Annotated in this window: 20 protein-coding genes and 1 tRNA gene; 6 read left to right on the forward strand and 15 right to left on the reverse strand. The window is 65.0% G+C overall.

Annotated elements, in window-relative coordinates:
- Window positions 1-12: 12 nt before the first annotated feature.
- The 5 genes from B2Y21_RS03115 to B2Y21_RS03135 form a co-directional block, all read right to left on the reverse strand.
- Window positions 13-2,250 carry a GumC family protein gene (locus B2Y21_RS03115; protein ID WP_292056843.1) on the reverse strand — a complete coding sequence of 746 codons (2,238 nt, stop codon included), beginning with the start codon at window positions 2,248-2,250 and terminating at the stop codon, window positions 13-15.
- 5 nt (window positions 2,251-2,255) lie between these two features.
- A complete protein-coding gene (locus B2Y21_RS03120) occupies window positions 2,256-2,942 on the reverse strand; it encodes a polysaccharide biosynthesis/export family protein (RefSeq protein WP_292056845.1) in 687 nt (228 codons plus the stop codon).
- Window positions 2,939-3,733, reverse strand: coding sequence for a tyrosine-protein phosphatase (locus B2Y21_RS03125; protein ID WP_292056847.1), 795 nt, complete (start codon window positions 3,731-3,733; stop codon window positions 2,939-2,941). Before B2Y21_RS03125 ends, B2Y21_RS03120 begins: the two co-directional genes overlap by 4 nt.
- An 86-nt stretch (window positions 3,734-3,819) precedes the next feature.
- The gene (locus B2Y21_RS03130) at window positions 3,820-4,305 is read right to left on the reverse strand and encodes a hypothetical protein (RefSeq protein ID WP_292056849.1); all 486 of its coding nucleotides are present in this window, start codon (window positions 4,303-4,305) and stop codon (window positions 3,820-3,822) included.
- A 169-nt stretch (window positions 4,306-4,474) separates the two neighbouring features.
- On the reverse strand, window positions 4,475-4,882 hold the full coding sequence (locus B2Y21_RS03135; RefSeq protein ID WP_292056851.1) for a hypothetical protein: 408 nt from the start codon (window positions 4,880-4,882) through the stop codon (window positions 4,475-4,477).
- 290 nt (window positions 4,883-5,172) lie between these two features.
- Between B2Y21_RS03135 and B2Y21_RS03140 the strand changes: the two genes are divergently transcribed.
- Window positions 5,173-6,341 (forward strand): IS3 family transposase gene (locus B2Y21_RS03140; RefSeq protein WP_414632850.1). Its coding sequence is split into 2 segments (ribosomal slippage): window positions 5,173-5,410 and window positions 5,410-6,341, totalling 1,170 coding nucleotides; the frame shifts between segments, so codons are not numbered across the junction.
- On the opposite strand, the gene B2Y21_RS03145 is transcribed toward B2Y21_RS03140, so the two are convergent.
- Complete coding sequence (locus B2Y21_RS03145) at window positions 6,311-6,772, reverse strand: hypothetical protein (protein ID WP_292056852.1); 462 nt, start codon at window positions 6,770-6,772, stop codon at window positions 6,311-6,313. The two genes, B2Y21_RS03140 and B2Y21_RS03145, sit on opposite strands and share 31 nt — an antisense overlap.
- Here B2Y21_RS03145 and B2Y21_RS03150 point away from each other — a divergent pair.
- Window positions 6,771-7,463: a TnsA endonuclease N-terminal domain-containing protein gene (locus B2Y21_RS03150; RefSeq protein WP_292056855.1), complete on the forward strand. Its 693-nt coding sequence runs from the start codon at window positions 6,771-6,773 to the stop codon at window positions 7,461-7,463. The two genes, B2Y21_RS03145 and B2Y21_RS03150, sit on opposite strands and share 2 nt — an antisense overlap.
- Before the next feature lie 136 nt (window positions 7,464-7,599).
- Here B2Y21_RS03150 and B2Y21_RS03155 read toward each other — a convergent pair whose 3' ends face one another.
- From B2Y21_RS03155 to B2Y21_RS03170, 4 genes are all read right to left on the reverse strand, one after another.
- Window positions 7,600-9,684 carry a recombinase family protein gene (locus tag B2Y21_RS03155; protein ID WP_292056857.1) on the reverse strand — a complete coding sequence of 695 codons (2,085 nt, stop codon included), beginning with the start codon at window positions 9,682-9,684 and terminating at the stop codon, window positions 7,600-7,602.
- A gap of 1 nt (window position 9,685) precedes the next feature.
- A complete protein-coding gene (locus B2Y21_RS03160; protein ID WP_292056860.1) occupies window positions 9,686-9,916 on the reverse strand; it encodes a hypothetical protein in 231 nt (76 codons plus the stop codon).
- Window positions 9,916-10,170, reverse strand: coding sequence for a hypothetical protein (locus B2Y21_RS03165; protein WP_292056862.1), 255 nt, complete (start codon window positions 10,168-10,170; stop codon window positions 9,916-9,918). The genes B2Y21_RS03160 and B2Y21_RS03165 overlap by 1 nt, the downstream gene beginning before the upstream one ends.
- Window positions 10,171-10,259: 89 nt before the next feature.
- Window positions 10,260-11,024, reverse strand: a complete 765-nt coding sequence (locus B2Y21_RS03170; protein ID WP_292056863.1) for a hypothetical protein — start codon at window positions 11,022-11,024, stop codon at window positions 10,260-10,262.
- Between the two features lie 476 nt (window positions 11,025-11,500).
- Here B2Y21_RS03170 and B2Y21_RS03175 point away from each other — a divergent pair, with 476 nt between their 5' ends.
- Complete coding sequence (locus tag B2Y21_RS03175; protein ID WP_292056865.1) at window positions 11,501-12,634, forward strand: site-specific integrase; 1,134 nt, start codon at window positions 11,501-11,503, stop codon at window positions 12,632-12,634.
- A gap of 252 nt (window positions 12,635-12,886) precedes the next feature.
- Here the strand turns inward: B2Y21_RS03175 and B2Y21_RS03180 are convergent.
- Both B2Y21_RS03180 and cpdR read right to left on the reverse strand, forming a co-directional pair.
- A tRNA-Val gene (locus B2Y21_RS03180) sits at window positions 12,887-12,961 on the reverse strand.
- A 116-nt stretch (window positions 12,962-13,077) separates the two neighbouring features.
- Window positions 13,078-13,434 (reverse strand): cell cycle two-component system response regulator CpdR, encoded by a 357-nt coding sequence (gene cpdR, locus B2Y21_RS03185; protein ID WP_003166166.1) that lies wholly within the window; start codon window positions 13,432-13,434, stop codon window positions 13,078-13,080.
- 61 nt (window positions 13,435-13,495) lie between these two features.
- Between cpdR and B2Y21_RS03190 the strand changes: the two genes are divergently transcribed.
- The gene (locus B2Y21_RS03190; protein WP_292056868.1) at window positions 13,496-14,386 is read left to right on the forward strand and encodes an N-formylglutamate amidohydrolase; all 891 of its coding nucleotides are present in this window, start codon (window positions 13,496-13,498) and stop codon (window positions 14,384-14,386) included.
- A 242-nt stretch (window positions 14,387-14,628) separates the two neighbouring features.
- Here the strand turns inward: B2Y21_RS03190 and B2Y21_RS03195 are convergent, their stop codons facing one another.
- Entirely contained in the window at window positions 14,629-15,315 is a 687-nt protein-coding gene (locus tag B2Y21_RS03195) for a DUF599 domain-containing protein (protein ID WP_125902162.1), read from the reverse strand.
- 127 nt (window positions 15,316-15,442) lie between these two features.
- Between B2Y21_RS03195 and ppa the strand changes: the two genes are divergently transcribed.
- The gene (gene ppa, locus B2Y21_RS03200; RefSeq protein ID WP_125902163.1) at window positions 15,443-16,000 is read left to right on the forward strand and encodes an inorganic diphosphatase; all 558 of its coding nucleotides are present in this window, start codon (window positions 15,443-15,445) and stop codon (window positions 15,998-16,000) included.
- 144 nt (window positions 16,001-16,144) lie between these two features.
- Here the strand turns inward: ppa and B2Y21_RS03205 are convergent, their stop codons facing one another.
- Together B2Y21_RS03205 and B2Y21_RS03210 are read right to left on the reverse strand one after the other, a co-directional pair.
- Window positions 16,145-16,816 (reverse strand): bifunctional 4-hydroxy-2-oxoglutarate aldolase/2-dehydro-3-deoxy-phosphogluconate aldolase, encoded by a 672-nt coding sequence (locus B2Y21_RS03205; protein ID WP_292056872.1) that lies wholly within the window; start codon window positions 16,814-16,816, stop codon window positions 16,145-16,147.
- Between the two features lie 89 nt (window positions 16,817-16,905).
- The gene (locus tag B2Y21_RS03210) at window positions 16,906-17,745 is read right to left on the reverse strand and encodes an alpha/beta hydrolase (protein WP_292056874.1); all 840 of its coding nucleotides are present in this window, start codon (window positions 17,743-17,745) and stop codon (window positions 16,906-16,908) included.
- A gap of 50 nt (window positions 17,746-17,795) precedes the next feature.
- Between B2Y21_RS03210 and B2Y21_RS03215 the strand changes: the two genes are divergently transcribed.
- Window positions 17,796-18,053, forward strand: coding sequence for an Lrp/AsnC ligand binding domain-containing protein (locus tag B2Y21_RS03215; RefSeq protein ID WP_040347054.1), 258 nt, complete (start codon window positions 17,796-17,798; stop codon window positions 18,051-18,053).
- The last annotated feature ends 49 nt before the right edge of the window (window positions 18,054-18,102 follow it).

Raw genomic sequence — 18,102 nt, forward strand, 5'->3', positions numbered from 1 at the left:
TCGAGGCGCCCGTCAGCGCTTGCGCCGACGAGCCTTGGCGCCGGGCGTTTCCTCCATGCCGTAGTCGTAGGCGTAGGTGTATTCATAGCCGTAGCCGCCGAGGTTCGCCCGCTTCGAGTCGAAGCGCTCCAACACACCGCCCAGAATGTCGGCGCCGGCGCCTCTCAATCGGTCGAGCGCGCGCAGCGCCGTGCCCCGGCGCACAATGCCCGCGCCACTGATGAAGAGCACGCCTTCCGACGCATTGCCCAGCAAGGTGGCGTCGGCCAGGCCCATCACAGGCGGACCGTCGATGATCACCAGGTCGAAATGCTCAGCCAACCTGCCGAGAACATCGGGCAAGGCCTGGCTGGAGAGCAGGTCAGCGGGACTCGGCGGGCGCGGTCCGCTCGGCAGCAGAGTCAGGTGCTCCTGCTCCGTCGGCTGTAGCAGGTCGTTCAGGTCTGATCCCGCGAGGGCCGACGAGAAGCCAGCGCGGTTGTTGCCGCCCAGCATCTTGTGCAGGGACGGATTGCGAAGGTCGCCGTCGATCAGCAACACGCTCTTGCCCATCCGCGCAAAGGCGCGGGCGATCGCAACCGACGAGGTGCTCTTGCCTTCCGCCGGCTGAGAGCTGGTCACAAGAAGCGTGCGGACCATGCCGCCAGGCCGCGCGAACTGCAGGGCCGATCGCACGGAGTGATAGGCTTCGGAAAAGCCGGAGCGAGGGTCGCGCTCGGCCTGCGCCAGAGCCGCAGCCGATGGCAGCCACGGTACGCTGCCAAGCAGCGGCAGGTTCAGCTTCGCTTCGATATCGGCCGGCACACGCAGCGATTCGTCCAGGAACTCGAGCACGAAGATGATGGCGGCGCCCAGCAGCAGGCCGAGCAGTCCAGCCAAGGCCAGATTGATCAATGGACGCGGCGCCACCGGATTCACCGGCAGGTCGGCGCTGTCGACGACGGACACGTTGTTGGTGCCGACGCCGCCGGCAATGCCGATCTCGCGGTAGCGCTGAAGCAGGCCGTCATAAAGGGTGCGGTTGGTGTCGAGCTCCCGCTGCAGGATGTTGTAGCGGATGCTGCGCTGATCCAGGTCCAGCGCCTGTGCCTTCAGCGCGTCGATCTCGCCCTGGATCGAGCGTTCGGCGGCGGCCGCTGACGCATACTGGCCTTGCAGTGAACGACGAACATCGCCGGCTTCCGCCGCCAACTGCCGATCCAGCTCGGTGATCTGGGCCTGAGTTTGCTGAACACTGGGATACTCAGGCTGGAAGCGTTCAAGCAGCTCCTGCCGCCTCGCCGTGAGCTCGGCGCGCTGTTCACGCAGCGCCTGAATGGTGGGGCTGGACAATACCTCGCTGAGTCCCAGTCCGGTTGAAGCCTGCGCCGCGCGTGAGCGTTCCTCGGCCTCAATGCGCGTAGTCCGCGCCTCGGCGAGCGAGGCGTTGAGCGCCTCCAGCGATGAGGCGATCAGCGATCGGCCGCGGTTTGCGCCTCCGTCCGACGTGGCGCTTGCGCTGGGGATGTTGATGATCTGCTGGTTGGAGGCATAGGCGACGAGCTCGCGCTCGGACTCCTCCAAGCGGACGCGAAGTTGCTCGATGCGTTCTTCAAGGAAGCGACGGGCATAGGACGAGGCTTCGAAGCGACGCTCCAGGTTGGTGGCGATAAAGGTCTCAGTGATGGAGTTGACCACCGCCTGCGCCAGGGCCGGGTCGGCGCTGTCATAGCTGATCGTCACCAAGCGGGAGTTCATCGTTGGCGTGACACGAAGATTGGCGAGCAGTTGACTGACGGCCTGCCGATTGCGTTCGGCCGGCGAGCCTCCATCCTCGTCACTTCGCGGCTGCGCGTTGGCGGGGCTGCGCCGATTTGCTTCGATAAACTGCGCGTCCTGCGCCAGGCGCAGTCCCGTCACCACACGCTGAGCCAGCGACCGGCTCTTCAACAGGCCATATTGAGTTTGATAAAATTCCTGTGCCGAGTACATGCCTTCGGCCGGAAGAACTCCTTCCACGTCGACGACCTGCGCGGCTTCGCGGTCGATCTGTAGGGTGGCGCTGGCGCGATAGATCGGCGTCGACAGCAGGGTGATCACCACGCCAAGGACCAACGCAACCGCCAGCACGCCGGCAAGTATCCACCAGCGCTTCAACAGAATATGCCAAAGACGGCGCAAATCGATCAGGCCGTCGCCGTCCTGCCCGAACAGGGGACGAGACTCTGCAGCAGAAGAGCTGGTACCGGCCGCGGGAAGCATGGAGGTCATCAGCTTTAATTCAGTACGTTGAAGATGCCGACCAGGAAGCCGCCCAGCGGCGCCAGGTCGCGAATGAGGCGGCGCGCGCGCGCCGTGTCGACGATCACTGTATCGCCAGGAGCAAGCTCAGGGTCAGCAAGCCGGCCCGCTTGAATCTCGCGCAGATCGAAACGCGCAGCGGTTTGTTGGCCTTCGGCCTGGCGCAAGACAACCACGTTTCCGGCGTTTGCGTTATCGCTCAGACCTCGAGCCTGTGCGATCGCCTGAACCAGGGTCAGCCGCCCCTGCACCGGGAAGACGCCGGCTTCGCGCACCTCGCCTGACACAACCACCCTTTGGCTCTGCGGCGTGGTGATTTGGATAGTGACGTTCGGGTCGCGAACATAGCGCGTCGCATAGGCCCGCTCCACCTCGACCGCCAACTGCGGCGGGGTGCGGCCCAGGGCGTCCACGGGCCCCACGAGCGGCAGGTTCAACTGGCCGTCGCCGTCCACCTGCGCCGCGCCCGAGAGCTCCGGCACGCCGAAGACATTGACCTGCAACTGATCAAACGGACCAATGCGATAGGTCGGCTGCGGCGCCTGCTGAACGACGGGCATTGGTAGAACGGCGGGGGGCGCAGCCGAACGGGTCGCGCAGGCGCTCACGGCGGCGCCCGCCATCAAAGCCGTTGCCAGGGTGAAGGTCCGCATGCGGATCATCTGAAGCCTCCGAACCAGCGCCTTCGCGCCGGCTGCTCGACCGGACGCCGCGCCTTCGTCAGGGCGGGCATGTCCGTAGGGGAATGGTCAAGGATCACGCCTTGCGGCCTGACGCTCACCATGTCCAGCGCCGCCTGCTGTCCCAGCCGATCGGCCACGCGTTCGCGTGCTTCCGAGAGCACAGGGCGACGACGGCGCAGATTATGTCCGTCGCTGGCGACTATGTGGACGCGGCCTTCGTCCAGCATCCGTTCCGACCAGTACTGGGCGCGCTTGCCGAACAGCCCGGTAATGGAGCCGGCGGTCAACTGGATCCAGGCGCCGGCCTCGAAGACCTCGCAGATCGTGGCGTAACGATCTTCGATCCAGGTCAGGCGCTCGGGATGGGTGATGATCGGCACATAGCCAGCCGCCAACAGCTCGAAAATCACGTCAGCCATGCGGGGCGGCGCCACATGGTGGGGCGGCTCAAACAGGAAGTACCGAGAACCGGCCAGCGTCGGGATGCGGCCGGTCTTTAGCTGCTCGAGCATATTCGGTGTGAGCTGCGCATCTGCGCCCGCCACCAGCGTCAGCGGAATGTCGGCCTTTGCAAGTTCATCCTGTAGTGAGGCGACCCCATCGTGGATGATCTCGGCGGTGTTGTCATATAGGCCAGGATAAATGTGCGGCGTGCAGGCCAGCGTGGTGATGCCATCTTCCCACGCCACCCGGGCCAGTGCCAGGGCGTCGTCGAGCTCGGTGGCGCCATCATCAATGCCAGGCAAGAGATGGCAGTGCAGATCAATCATCGAGTGGATACGCTACGTCCCCCGGCGCCGGCACAAACCGCAAAAAAGAGGCCGAAGCCGCTCTTCTTGACTTCCGTGATCAGGGCTTAGCGGCTGATCGGCTCGTCTTCGTCATCGTCGGCGACGGTCGCCACAAGGGCCACCAGACCGCCGGCCGCCAGACCGCCAACCACCAGACCCGTGGTGCTGATCGCTGCCAGCCCCCCAGCAGATGCTGATCCCGCCGCGACGCCAGCGCCGGTCTCAACAGCCTGGCCGCCGCCCGTCACCTGAGCGGCGCAGGGCGAAACCGAAGGAACCGTGAAGGCCTGACCCGCGGCGATCGGCAGCGCGCAGCCGTCAGCGAAGACAACCTGGTTTGCCGCAGATGTCCGAACCACGTCACCGGCGCGCAGGATCGAGGCTGCGTCCGACGAAACAAAGCCTTGGCCGCGGTCCACCATCACTTGACCAGCAGCACCCGACAGGCGCGCGGTCGGCGTTTGAGCCGAAACGCCCGACTGGGCCGAAGCGCCCGCGGAAACCGCGGCGACGGCGAGAGCGGCGGCAACGACGCTCAGGGACTTTTTCATGGTGGACCTTTCGAACGGACGGCTACCGGAGATTGCTGGGGGCGATTAGCATGGTGGAGATCGCGTCAGCAACCCCGATTACGTCAAATGAGATGACTGGGGAGTTAAAGGGCTGATCGGACAGAAAGGTTCCCCTCGCGACAGGGTCTCGTAAGCAGAGGGCCGCGCCTTAGCGGTGATCCGGGCCGCCATGCGGGCCGCCGGCTTGGCGCCTTACAGCTCCGATCGAGATGACCAGAAACACAGCCGCCACAACAGCCGAGTCCCAGATGGCTTCAAGAACGCTTGGGCCTCGGTTTACGCCGGGCAAGCCCTGGATCACCTCGATCAACACACCAAGAAGCGTCAGGCCCCACCACAGCCGCAGCAGCGACACTCTGGGCAGGGCGACGGCGGAAAGCACCGCCAGCACCAGAAAGGCTGCGCCGTGGCTCAGCCAATCTGACCCAAGCGAGGGCGCGGACGAGATCGGCAGAAAGGCGGCCGCCAGGACGCCCCCGCCCGAAACGATGAGCGCAAGGCGGCTTAGAAGAACAACAAGGCGCGAATGCATAAAGGCGGGAGAGGCTCTGTTCACGCGCTCTCCTAGCGGACGCGCCCTCGGGCCCGCAACAGAGCAAGCCGCGTGGCTCGCCCTAGCGGTGCAGGGTGGTGAAGAGGCCGATGTTCCGGAAGATCGGGTGATCACGCCTTGGATCATTCAAGCGCATCGCACCAACAGACGCGCAGGACGTCACGCGTTGCTGCGGTTAGTTGGTGACGTGACCCCCTGAAACTCCTCCAGGAATAGCTAGAGTCCGCCCAACGAAGGACGGACAGAATGAAGCGATCAAGGTTCACGGATCGAAGGCTGGCGTACACGCCAGCCTGACACAGATCATCGGGATCTTGCGGGAGCAGGAGGCCGGTGTGGCGACGGCAGAGGTGTGCCGGCGACACGGTGTCAGCTCGGCGACCTTCTACAAGTGGAAGGCCAAGTTCGGAGGCATGGACGTGTCGGAGGCCCGGCGGCTGAAGGCGCTGGAGGACGAGAGCACCAAGCTGAAGCGGATGCTGGCGGACGCGATTCTGGACAACGTCGCGCTGAAGGATCTGCTGGGAAAAAAGTGGTGACGCCCGCCGGCTATCGCGAGGCGGCTAGCCATCTGCAGGCCGCCTACGAGATGAGCGAACGGCGGGCGTGCCGTGTGCTGGGCGTCGATCGGACGAGCGTGCGCTATCAGGCGACGCGCCCGGACGACGGCGCGCTGCGCGACCGGCTGAAGGCTCTGGCCCAGGAGCGTCGCCGGTTCGGCTATCGCCGCCTGCACGTGCTGCTGCGGCGCGAAGTCCATGCGGTCAACAGGAAGCGGATCCAGCGGATCTATCGCGAGGAGCGACTGACGGTCCGTCGACGCGGCGGTGGGAAGCGCGCCATCGGCACCCCAAGACCGCTGGAGCTGCCACTGGTGGCGAACCAGCGCTGGTCGCTGGACTTCGTGGCCGACCAGATGACTGACGGGCGGCGCTTCCGCATCCTGACGGTGATCGACAACTGCACGCGTGAATGCCTGGCGCTGGTGGCCGACACCTCGCTGTCGGGCGCGCGGGTCGTGCGGGAGTTGGACGCCGTCATCCGGCAGCGGGGCCGGCCCGACACCATCGTCAGCGACAACGGGACGGAATACACCTCGAACGCGGTCCTGGCCTGGGCCGACAGCACCGGCGTCGGCTGGCATTACATCGCGCCCGGCAAGCCCCAGCAGAACGGCTTCAACGAGAGCTTCAACGGACGCCTGCGCGACGAGCTGCTGAACGAGACGCTGTTCCGATCCCTGCCGCACGCCCGCGCAGTGCTCGAAGCTTGGCGGCGCGATTACAACGAACGGCGTCCGCACTCGAAGCTCGGGTGGCTGACGCCGCAGGCCTATGCAGAAGCGCTCACCGGACAGATCGGCCGGTCCGCTGCGCTGGTTGGGGGCTGCGCTGACCGGCCTCTTGCCAACCCCGACAACCCCAGCTCAGATCACCAAAGGACTCTCGTTATGGCTGGATGAGAAACGGGGGTCACGTCATTGGCCTCAGCTTCGAACAGTTGGCTCCAGGCATAGCGCAGGCCGTTGAACGCTCCAAACATTGGATGATCCACACCGATTGACGCTTCGGGCATGACCACCATCACCATGTGTTGGTCGATCCACTGGTTGATGGCGAACTTTACGGAAGCGCAAGGCTGGCGTGGGTCAAAGCCAAGGAGAGCGGCGACGCCGAAACGTAGGTCCGATGCCTCTGCAGGACCCTCAAGGTGCAGGTGCAGGCGATCGGCGAAGTTCAAGGTGGTCTCGCCGTGCAGAACGGCGCCGGGCGGCAGGTGAAGGGTTCGCCATGCGCCATGTGTGGACGGCTCCCCTTTGGCAAGGGTGATCTTGATGTTCTGCTGAGCCTGGTCGGTGCGGCCATGTGTTCGACCTGTTGGTGCGGTACGCATGACCCTCGTTGCCGAGGTGGCGCGCTATCTGAACCTCCGGCCGCTGGAAGTCGAGGCGCTCCTCGACTCGACAAAGGAAGGCGCCGACGAGCTGGTAGCGGTCGTAAACGAGTTCAACGAGCTTCTATACGACGAGGTCATTCCTCGCCTGTTCAAGCTGCTGTTCGACCTCGACGAGGCGCAGGAGACGGAGGAGCACGAGGTCGAACTGATCAAGGTGCCGTCGGCGGGCTACTACGAAGTCACGGCCGCGCCCGACAAGATCGTTCGCATGGCCGACGTGAGCGATGAAACGGAGCGGGCCAAGAGCTTCCACCTCGACACCTACTGCTTCGACTCCAATCCCGAACGCACCCTGTTCTGGGACCTTCTCCACGAGAAGCGTGTGAGGAAGCTCTACTTCACCGGCATGCTGACCCACGGGCAGTCGGACTTTTTCATCCAATACATCGACCCGGAATCGCACACGGTGCGGTGCTACTACCCGGACTTCCTGTTCCTGCGACAAGAGCCTGACGGGAGCGAGAAATACGTGATCGTCGAGGTCAAGGGTGACCACCAGATCGACGACGCGGTGGTCCAGGCGAAAAAGGACTTCGCGCTTCAGATCGCGATCGCGAGCGGGATGGAATATCAGATGATCAAGTCGAGTGACGCTGACGGCCGCCGGTATCGTGCGCTGATGAACTGATCGGGCATGTCCCTATCACCTCCCCCAGAGGTTGAACCGGTTTCGATTATTTTATGGGCAGGTCTGGCGCTATGGGTTAGGCGAGCGCGCGCCTTCAAGCGCTAGCTCGCTCGCCCAAGTCACCATTGGAGCCTGCCTATTCGCCGTCTTCCGGAGGACCGATCACCACGACGAACGCCTGGGGCGGGCTCATGCGGACGACGGCGATCGGCGGCTTGGGCGGTTCCTTGGCGCGGCGCAGCCACTCCTCGTCGGAGACATCGCGGTCGTTCCAGACCCAGCCCTTGCGGGGGCCTTCACCGATGACGCGGATGCGGCCCCTTTCGATCAAGTGGGTCATGGAGTTGTCGGCGCGCAGCCGCAGGCTCTTGAGCTGGCCGGCAGTCGGGAAGGCCGGGCCGTCGTGCAGCGCTAACACCAGGGTCGCGCGGGCGATAGGGGCGTCCGCGTCGTCGAGCAACCGGCTGAACGCGGCGATGTCGGCGAACCGTCCACCAACCGTTTCGGTCTCTTTCTGCGTGATTTCCACGTTGTATTTAAAGGCGATGATCGGATGATTCAGCGTCGTGAAGGTACCTCCGCGGCGCTGAATCATCCGATTGGGCGAAGCGTGTTGCAGGAGGTCGGTCAAAGAGCCGTGGACGGTCACATGGACCGGGCCGATGCCGCGACCGTCGGGCTTTTCGCCGTCCATGGGGCGAATCTCGATACGCGTGATGAAGCTCCGAATGATATCGCGCGCGCGAGCAGCGTCACGCTCGGGCCCGGCCAGGGCATCGTTCAGATTATCCAACAGGTCGTGCAGGCGAGCGATGACGGCGTCAGTTTCCAAGGAGATCGGCGTGGGGGCCGGGGTGCGCGCCTCGCGCTCCAACTGTTTGCGCTGGGCACCCAGATTGTTGAGTTCCTGATGCACGTACATGACGGCGAAGTCGCCGCCCGCTCCTGAACCAGCCTTGGCGACCTGCAGGAGGTTGGCGATTTCACTGTCGATGACCTTCAGGCGCGCCTCGAGATTTTCGGCCCGATTGGTCTGTTCGGCAATGGCGCCGTCGATCTCGCGTCGATATTCGTCGAGATAGAGGTCGAGGAGGTGAGGCAGCAGCAGCCGCTCTTTCAGTCCGGTCAGGACCGCGTCCTGAAGTTCGTCCCGGTTGACCCTGCGCCGGTTGGTGCAGCCAGCGTTCTGGCGGCGGCCTTCGCAGCCGAGGTGGCGGCTGACCATGTTGTAGTTGTGGCCGCATTCGCCACAACGCAGGAGGCCGCTGAACAGATAAGGTGGGGACTTGGCGCGGTTCGGTACGGCCCTGCCGTTTTCGTCGAGCAGGCGGGTGCTACGTTCATCCAGCACATCCTGGACGGCCAGCCATAGGTCGTCGTCGAGAATGCGAAGGTGCGGCACCTCGGTGACGATCTGGTCGCTGATCGGGCCGGGCGTCACAGTGGTCTTGCCTGTGGAGGCGATCAATTGAGTGTTGGTTTTGCCATAAACTAGCCGCCCGATATAGAGTGGGTTGCGTCCGATCCCGTTCAACGTTCCGGGGTGGCCGGTGATGGCTTTGGGTCGCCAGAGTTTGCCGCTGGGGGGCTTGATCCTTTCACCGTTCAGGGCCGAGCAGATGGCGTGAGTGCTGACTCCGGCCGCAAGGTCCTTGTAGATGCGGCGGACGATGTCGGCCTCGTCGTCATCGATGGCGCGCTTGGAGCCGTGCTCGTCTGGAGCGGCCAACAGTTCGTATCCATAGGCGACCCCGCCGACGACACGGCCGTCCCTGGCGGCGGCCCGTTGGCCGCGCTTGACGCGATAGCCAATGGCTTCGGATTCCTCCTGGGCGATCTGGGCGCGCAAAACAAGTTCTAGTCCGCTAATCGGCCCTTTACCTGTGATGCAGAGAACGACGCCTGCCTCGTTCAGCTTACGCGCCGCGATCATCATGTCGGTGGCGTCGCGCGCCATCCGGCTGATGTCTTCTACGACGATGACGTCGATCTCCCCGGCTTCGGCAGCGGCAATGACGTTGTAGAAGCCGGTGCGGCCGACGGTTGTGCGGCCGGTTTTGTCCTCGTCCTTCTCGCGCATGACCACGACCCACTTCTGGCGGATGCAGTAGTCCTCTGCCTCCCTAAGTTGATCGAGGGCCGACTTCGGATTTTGCAGGTCGGAGGAGTAGCGGCCCAGACAGGCGGCCCGAGCGCCCGGCGGTGGAAGCGGCAGTCGCATGTCAGGGCTGCAGGGCCTGAGCGATCCGGCGCGCGTCGCGCTGGGCCGCCAACCGCGCCAGGGCGAGGATCAAGGGTGCGACGGCGGCGTCTTCGAGCGCAAGCCCAGCGCTCCGGTCGTGATCGTGGCGACTCTGGCGACGCGTCCAGAGGCCAGCGTCCAGTCCGGCGTCGCGTTCAGGGCCCTGCGTGAACAGATCGAGTTGTGCGGCTTCGATGGGCGAGGGAGACATCAGGGTTTCGCCGGAGCCCTGTCGAACACTGCGTGCGTCGCTTCGACCGAAGCACTGGCGCGCATGATCACGAGGTCGAACTCACCTTCGGCAAGCCGGTCGAGAACAAAATTATCCGGGTCATGGAAGGAGGCGTCATCGGTGATGGCGACCACACGGCAACCGAGAATTCTTGCACGGCGAACGCACGCCTTCAGATGCTCAGCCATTAGGAGGGGCGCCAAGTAAAGGGCGGCGCGGGAAAGTTCGGACATGGGAAGACCTATATGATTGGGTGTGGTAATCCCAATCATATAGGTCCATTATGATAAAGAGTCAAACGCTCTATTAAATTCCCAGGCTGCTAGGTGTTCGGCTTGCGTGGGTTCTTCGCTGGTCCGCGCGTGCGAGGCTTCTGGTTCACCGCGTGGTGTAGAGCCAGAAGGGTGCGCACGCCGATCTCTACCGGGAACATCACGTCGGGCGCAGGCTCATGAGGCCCCTCCACTTGGCCTGCCGCTTGGGGCGCGGCGTAGTATTCGTGGAAAGCGTCGGCCTCGGTCAGGTCGTCCCAAACCCAGCCGAGATGGATTTCGGCCGCGATGCCTGGCGCATAGAAAATGACCCGGACCGGCTTGGACAGGCCAGGCTGAAACCCCCCCTGAGCGAAGCGGCTTATTGCGCGCGTGACCGAGAACTCGGCTTCTGATGCGCCCCCCCCCACGCCTTCGGCTCCGCCAGCCTGATACGCCGCTTCCCAAGTCTCCAATTGCGGCGCGTGCTCGATTAAGCGAGTCAGCGTGGTGGCGAAGCTGGTTGGCTCGCGCAACCAATCGAAGTGCGCCGGCAAATCCTCGCGCTGCATGGCCCGCACAGCGTCTGCGGGAATCGGCTCGAGCGCCTGCATGCGCTTCGCCGCCGCCACCGCCCCCAACGGATTGATGTCACCACAGGCAGCCATGAGTAGGGTGGCGGCGTCTCTGTACTCCATTTTCGCGCCACCGGCGCCGCGTTTCGTCGAGGTGATCTGGCCAGCGTCACGCACCAGTCGCGCGATGTGGTTGAGCGTCGCATGACTCCGAAGATCAACTTCAGCCAGGGCTTCCACAAGAGCTGGTAGGCGGGCCATCGGGGTCTCCATTCCGGCTGAATGATAAGCATCTCTACGCACAATCAATTGACGCGCTGCGCAAGTTGTGACTTATACTCTTAATCAAATTGGAGGCGAGAGAAAACTGCTGAGAGCTGAGGCGCGCGGCTCTGGTGGATCGCGCGCCGTACCTACCCCGCCGGGATGTCCCCGGCGGGTCTCAATAATCGGAGTGTTCTCGTGACCATCAGCGATAGCGACGGCGACGGCGACAGCGACGGAGGCGGAGCCTTGGGGCAGCCCGCCAATTTTCAATATCCGCCCTTCATGCTGCCGTCGGGAATTCAATTAGACAGCCCGCTTCTCCTCGCCAAGGCGGCGGCGATCGCCTTTCCTGACGGGGCGGTGAAGGCAAGCACCCTGATGACCGAACACCGGCGCGGTCGCCTAGTCCTCGAGAAGGTCGGCGGCCGCTGGTTCGTCACTCTCCGCGCCATCCTGGAAATGAGAAAGCTGTGCCGCGTCGTCGTGAACCGCCCCGCCTCTGGCTCCGAGCTCGAACTGGTCGTCCGTCCGTCTTCGTCATCCTCGACGGAGGCCGCGAAATCGGCACGGGCTGCGGCGTTGATCAAGGCCGAGAGGCGGAAGAAGCCCTCGCGCGCTATCTTGCCTTCAAGCACGAGCCGGACTTCGCGGACGGCGACCCGCGCCGCATCCTCGTCGCAGACGCCGTAGCCCACTACATCGAGAACCTGGACGAGGATTACAACGGCCCGGAGGCAACCCATGTCAGGTGGTTGATGGAGCATTTTGGCGAGATGACCTGTGACCAGGTCACCGGCGCCTGTAAGGCTTACGTTAAGGCCCGGACCGCTGGGGTGATCGGGCGCGGGCCGGTAAAGGACTCCACCGCCCGACGGGAACTTGACACGCTGTCGGCCGCCCTGAACTTCGCATGGAAGACCGGCAAGATGGATCGCCCCGTCGCGGTGCTGAAGCCCGAAGCGAATACCAAGGAGGCGCGCTGGTTGACGCGGAGCGAGGCAGCCCGGCTCATTTGGGGCGCCTTGGGCTTTGCCCCGACCGGCTTTGACGTTCGTGGGCAGGTCACCGGCTATAAGCGGGTCGCTTCGCCCCAGTATCACGTGGCCCGGTTCATCCTGATCGCGCTTTACACCGCCACGCGGCACGCTGCGGTCCTGAGGCTGTGCTGGGAGAAGAGCACCACGACCGGCTACATCGACTTTAGGGCGGGCCGTATACACCGCCGGGGCGAAGACGAGCGCCAGACGCGAAAACGTCGTGAGCCCTGCCCTATCCCCGACCGCCTGCTTCCGCATCTTCTGCGCTGGCGCCGCCTGACGGTCACGGGTCCCTGCGAATATGCTGGGGAGGTGATTCAGCGGCAGAAAACTGGGTTCGAGGCGGCGCGGGAACGTGCGCGGCTAGGCAATGACGTCACGCCGCACACGCTGAAGCACACGTGCATCACCTGGCTGTTGCAAGCTGGCGTGCCCATCTGGGAAGTAGCGGGCTTTACCTCGACCAGCGCCAAGCTGATCGAGCGACGCTATGGCCACCACTGCCCCGGCTACATGGAGAAGGCTAGGGTCGCCTTCAGCGGGCGTCGCAAGGGTCGGGGCCTTTGATGGAGCGCTGCCTCGCCGACCATCGGCCCGGTCTCGTCTTTTACCAGGATGCCATGCGCTACCGGATCGGTGATGTCGCGCAGCCAGTGTGGCGGAGGTCTTGATTAGGGCGAGTCCAGGTGTAGGTGGTGACCGTCGCGCACGATATGCGGCGCCTGGGCGCGATACTCACCGCAAATGACGTTCCATGGGCCAAGCATGGGCACGCCTTCCCAGCGGGAATCTTATTGGCCCTTAAGTCACTGAAAAGAATGGTGGACGCGACAGGGATTGAACCTGTGACCCCTACGATGTCAACGTAGTGCTCTCCCGCTGAGCTACGCGTCCGCCTGTTCTGCGGCCCGGCCGACTGATGTGTCGGTGGGCGGGAAGGCGGCGTCTATAACCCGCAGTTTGCGGGGCCTGCAAGGGGCTTTGACGCCTTTCTTCGACTTTTCTTTCGGTTAGGCCGCGATCATGCGTTCGACCTCGTTCACCAGGTCGCGCAGGTGGACGGGTTTGGACAGAACCTTGGCTTGAGGCGAGGCCTGGGCGGCGCTGAGGGCGACGGCGGCGAAGCCGGTGATGAACATGATGCGCAGGCCCGGCTGGCGAGCGGCGGCGACGCGCGCGACCTCGATCCCGTCGGCGCCCGGCATGACGATGTCGGTCAGCAGCAGGTCGTAGGGGCCCTGGTCCAGGGCGTCGATGGCGTCGTCGCCGTTCTCGCAAGCCACGACCTCATGATCGGCCCGCTCAAGGGCGCGGGTCAGGAAGCCGCGAAGAGAGTTGTCGTCTTCGGCCAGAAGAATGCGCGCCATGATCGTATCGAAACCGTTGGGGAATTGGCGGCCAGCCTAGGCTCGGCCGGGTAAACCGGCGATGAAGACGAACGGGGGCGCGGCGGCATCGGGGCGCGCCTTCCGCTGCGAAGCAGGCTATGGCGAAGGCATGGATGCGCCTCAGCCGCCCTTCTGGATCGTTCCGGCGGACGCCGGGCGGGCGACGCCCCTGGTGTTCGCCTCGCCGCATTCGGGCGACCTCTATCCCGACGACATGGAGGCGACGGCCTCGGCGCGGGCGGTCCGCAGCGCCGAAGACGCGGCCGTGGATCAGTTGATCGACTGCGGGCCAGGAGAGGGGGCGAGCCTGATCGCCGCGCGCGTCGGCCGGGCCTATGTCGACCTGAACCGGGCGCCGGACGAGTGGGATCCGGCCCTCATCGTCGATGCAGTCGCGCCGCGCGCCAGCGCCAAGGCTCAGGCCGGCTATGGCGTGGTGGCGCGGCTGGCGGGGGACGGGACGCCGCTCTATGGGCGTCGGCTGACGCGAAGCGAGGCCGAGGCGCGGGTGGCGCGGGTGCACGCCCCCTATCATGCGGCCCTGGCGGAGATGATGCAGGCGGCGCGGGCCGAGTTCGGGCGGGCGGTGCTGATCGATTGGCACTCCATGCCCGCACGGGCGACGAACGGGGTCGTGGACGTGGTGCTGGGGGACCGGCATGGGACCAGTTGCGAGGCGCTGCTGACGCGGCGTCTGCGGCGGATGTTCGAGGCGCAGGGACTGACGGTCGGGCTGAACCGGCCCTATGCGGGCGGCTATGCGACTCAGACCTGGGGGCGGCCGGATGAGGGCTTTCAGGCCGTCCAGATTGAACTGAGCCGGGGCCTGTACTGGGATGAGGCGGCCTGGGCGCCGTCGCCGGGCTGGAAGCGCTGCCGCTCGGCCCTGCGTCGGGTGATTGCGGAGTTCTGCGCCGACTGGCGCGCCTGACGGCTGCGCTCGAGGCAAAAAAAGAGCCGCGCCAAACGGCGCGGCTTTGAAAGTCTATAGGGAGGAAACGCCCAGGAAGGGCAAGACGCTCGAAAGCGTCGAAAACCAAGCTAGTTTGCAGCGCACAAAAATACAAGTCTCGATTCAATCTTATACAATCACGGGGTGTTACGGAGTTTGGCGCTCACTCCCATGATCCTGAAGTGCAGGGCTGTGTCGTTGATTTCGCAGTTGCGAGATCGTTAGCCCCGTTCAAGCAGGCGGCGAGCCTGCCGGATGGCGCCGGCGGCGGGCGATGCGAGCTGGCGCCAGGCCAGTAGGGCGAACACCGACACGGCTCCCAGCATCAGCCACAGCGGCCCGAACAGCCAGGCGGCGGCCGCCAGGGCGAAATAATAGCCGCGAACGCCCTGGTTGAAGCTGGTCAGGGCGGGGTTCAGCACGCGCGCCACGGCGCGGCCATAGGCGACGCGGTCGGCTTCTTCATGGATTTCAGGCGCGGCGCCGATCAGGGCGACGGTGTAGTTCAACTGGCGCAGCGCCCAGATGAAGTCGAGGAAGCCGCGGGCCAGGCACAGCAGCACCACAGCCAGCTTGGCCTCCATCAGGCGCGGGGCGACGGGTTCGGCGCCGACGGCGGCGAAACCGCGCATGGCCGCCTCGCCGCCGAACAGAACGCCCGCCACAGCGGCGATCAGCAGCAGATTGGTCGAGGCGAAGAAGGAGGCGGAGTTGATCGAATGACCCATCAGCTGGCTGTCGATCAGCCGCATCTCACGATGGGTCATGGCGCGCATCCAGGCGTCGCGCACCGACAGCATGTCCATGTTGAGGGAACCGCTGCGTCGCGCCACCAGGCGAATCAGCGGGCCGTAGCCCAACCAGGCGACGACAAAGACGAACAGGGCGATCCAATCGAACAGACTCATGCCTGATTGACGCCACGTCGGCCCGCGCAAGGCAAGCGTGATCGCCGCGACGCTTGCCGTAAAGCCGCGCAAAGCTTATCACGCGCGTCAATTCTCTCCCCGTTCGCACCTGCAACAAGAGCGCATCATGAACATCGACGCCATCCCGGTCGGCCCCAACGCGCCGTGGGACATCAACGTCATCATCGAGATCCCGCAGGGCGGCCTGCCGGTGAAGTATGAGATGGACAAGGAGTCGGGCGCCCTGTTCGTCGACCGCTTCCTGCACACCGCCATGTACTATCCGGGCAACTACGGCTTTGTGCCGCACACCCTGTCGGACGACGGCGACCCCTGCGACGTGATCGTGTTGAACCCGACGCCGGTGGTGCCGGGCTGCGTGATCCGCTCGCGCCCGATCGGCGTGCTGAAGATGGTCGACGAGGCCGGCGGCGACGAAAAGATCCTGGCCGTGCCGGTCGACAAGCTGAACCCCTACTACACCGAGGTCTCCAGCTACCGTCAGCTGCCCGCCATCCTGATCGAGCAGATCGAGCACTTCTTCACCCGCTACAAGGATCTGGAGAAGGGCAAGTCGGTCACGGTCAACGGCTGGGGCGACGCGGGCGAAGCCGCCGAACTGATCGCCGCCGGCATGGCCGCCCACCAGGCCAAGCTGGCCGCCAAGGGCGAAGCCGCCGCCTGATTGGCGTCTGCATCTGAATATGAAGAGGCCCCGCTGGAAACGGCGGGGCCTTTTTTTGGGACTGTTGCTTGCTTCCTCTCCGCCGTCATTCTCGGGTCAAGCCCGAGAATGACGGCAGGATAGGGAGGGGGGAAGGAGGCGTGGCTACTTCTTCCTGAACGCCGCGATCGCCTCGACGGTCTGGCGCACCTTGGCCTCGATGCCGGCCCAGTCCTTCGCCTGAATGGCGGCCTCGGTGATCAGCTTGGACCCCATGCCGGTCGCCACGATGCCGGCGCCGAACCATTTGGCGATGGAGCCTTCGTCCGGGTCGACGCCCCCGGTCGGCATGATCTTGCTCCAGGGCATCGGCCCCAGCACTGCCTTGACGAAGTCCGGCCCGCCGACCGAGGCGCCGGGGAACAGTTTGACGATATCGCAGCCCAGTTCCTGCGCCTCGGAGATGTCGCGCACCGAGCCGCAGCCGGGCGAATAGGCCACCTGGCGGCGATTGCAGACCTTGGCGACCTCGGGGACCAGGCAGGGGCTGATGACGAAGCGCGCGCCCGACGCCAGATAAAGGGCCGCCGTCGGCGCATCCAGGATCGAGCCAACGCCCATGATGATGTCGGGATCGGTGCGCGCGAACTCTTTCGACAGGGCGGTGAAGGTCTCCCAGGCGAAGTCGCCGCGATTGGTGAACTCGATCGCCTTGGCGCCGCCGCGCGCGCAGGCCCGGATCACCTCGGCGCAGACCTCGACATCGGGGTGATAGAAGACCGGCACCACGCCCTGGGTTTCAAGGGCGGTGAGCACGCTGAGGCGGTCGTGGCGCATGGGGTCTCCTTCGCAAGTCTGACGGCCGCAGATCGGCGGTCGCCGCCCTTGGCGTCAAGGGCGGCGGGGATCAATCCTGGTAAGCGTCGCTATTCAGCGGTCGCCAGCTCCACCAACCGCTTCACCATGGCGCTGTCGGGATCGGCCAGCGAGTCCAGCACGGTGAAGTGGTCGGCTCCCTCGACGATCTCGACATGGGTGTCGGCGCCCTTGCCGCCCCAGGCGGCGGCCATCTCGCGGCTTTGGCGCACGAACTCATTGCTTTCGTTTCCGCCCACCCAGCAGTCCAGGGCGGTGCCGCCGGGCGTCGCTCCGTTCGGCGCGGGCCAGTGGATCGGCGACAGGGCGCGCGCGACCGGCGCGTCCAGTCCCAGCGCCTCGTTCAGCGAGGTATGGACCAGCGGCTCCAGGTCGAACACGCCCGAGATCGCCAGCGCCGCCCGCGCCCGGCCTTCGGACAGCATGCCCGCCGCCATATGTCCCCCGACCGAATGGCCGAACACCAGCGGTCGCTTGCCGGTGCGGGCGCGGACAGCTTCCGTCGCCTGACGCATCTGGCCGATGATCTTGCCGACCGCGACGCCGGGCGCCAGGTCATAGCCCGGCACGACGACGCTGATCCCATGCTCCAGCAGGGCGGGCGCCACCCAGGCGAACCAGCCCCGGTCCAGCGCCTGCCAGTAGCCGCCGTGCATGAAGACGGCGACCGGCGCGCCGGCGCCTGCGTCGAACCATTCCATCTTCTGTCGTTCGGACGGGCCGTATTCGATCGTCTCGGGGCGGCGGGCGTCGATCACCCGCAGCGATTCCTTGCGCCAGCGATCCAGAATGGCGGGGTGGCCCGGCACGCGGGCGCGGTTGTTATAGGCCGCCTCATAGGCCGCGGCCCGTTCCATCTGCGTCGCCTCGGGCGACAAAGCCTTACCCATGTCGTCTCCATCCGCTAGAGACCTCCGCTTGAACGGGAGGCTTGAAGGCCATGATGACCGCCATTTTCGTCTTCATCAAATGCGAGTTGGGCTACGCCAACGATGTTGCGGCCGATCTGGTCGATAATGTCGAGAATGTGAGCGAGGTCTATTCGACGTCGGGCCAGCACGACCTGCTGGCCAAGTTCCAGCTGCCCAAGGATGCCGACATCGGCACCTTCGTGACCAAGCAGGTGCAGACGCGCCCGCACATCCGCGACACCTTCACCGTCATCACCTTCTCGCCCTTCCTGCCCTCGAAGAAGTAGGGTTCCGTTTTCAAAAAGGACCGGCTAGCGTCCTTCCCAAGCAAGAACG

The sequence above is a fragment of the Brevundimonas sp. UBA5936 genome, from assembly GCA_002430835.1.
GTDB lineage: Bacteria > Pseudomonadota > Alphaproteobacteria > Caulobacterales > Caulobacteraceae > Brevundimonas.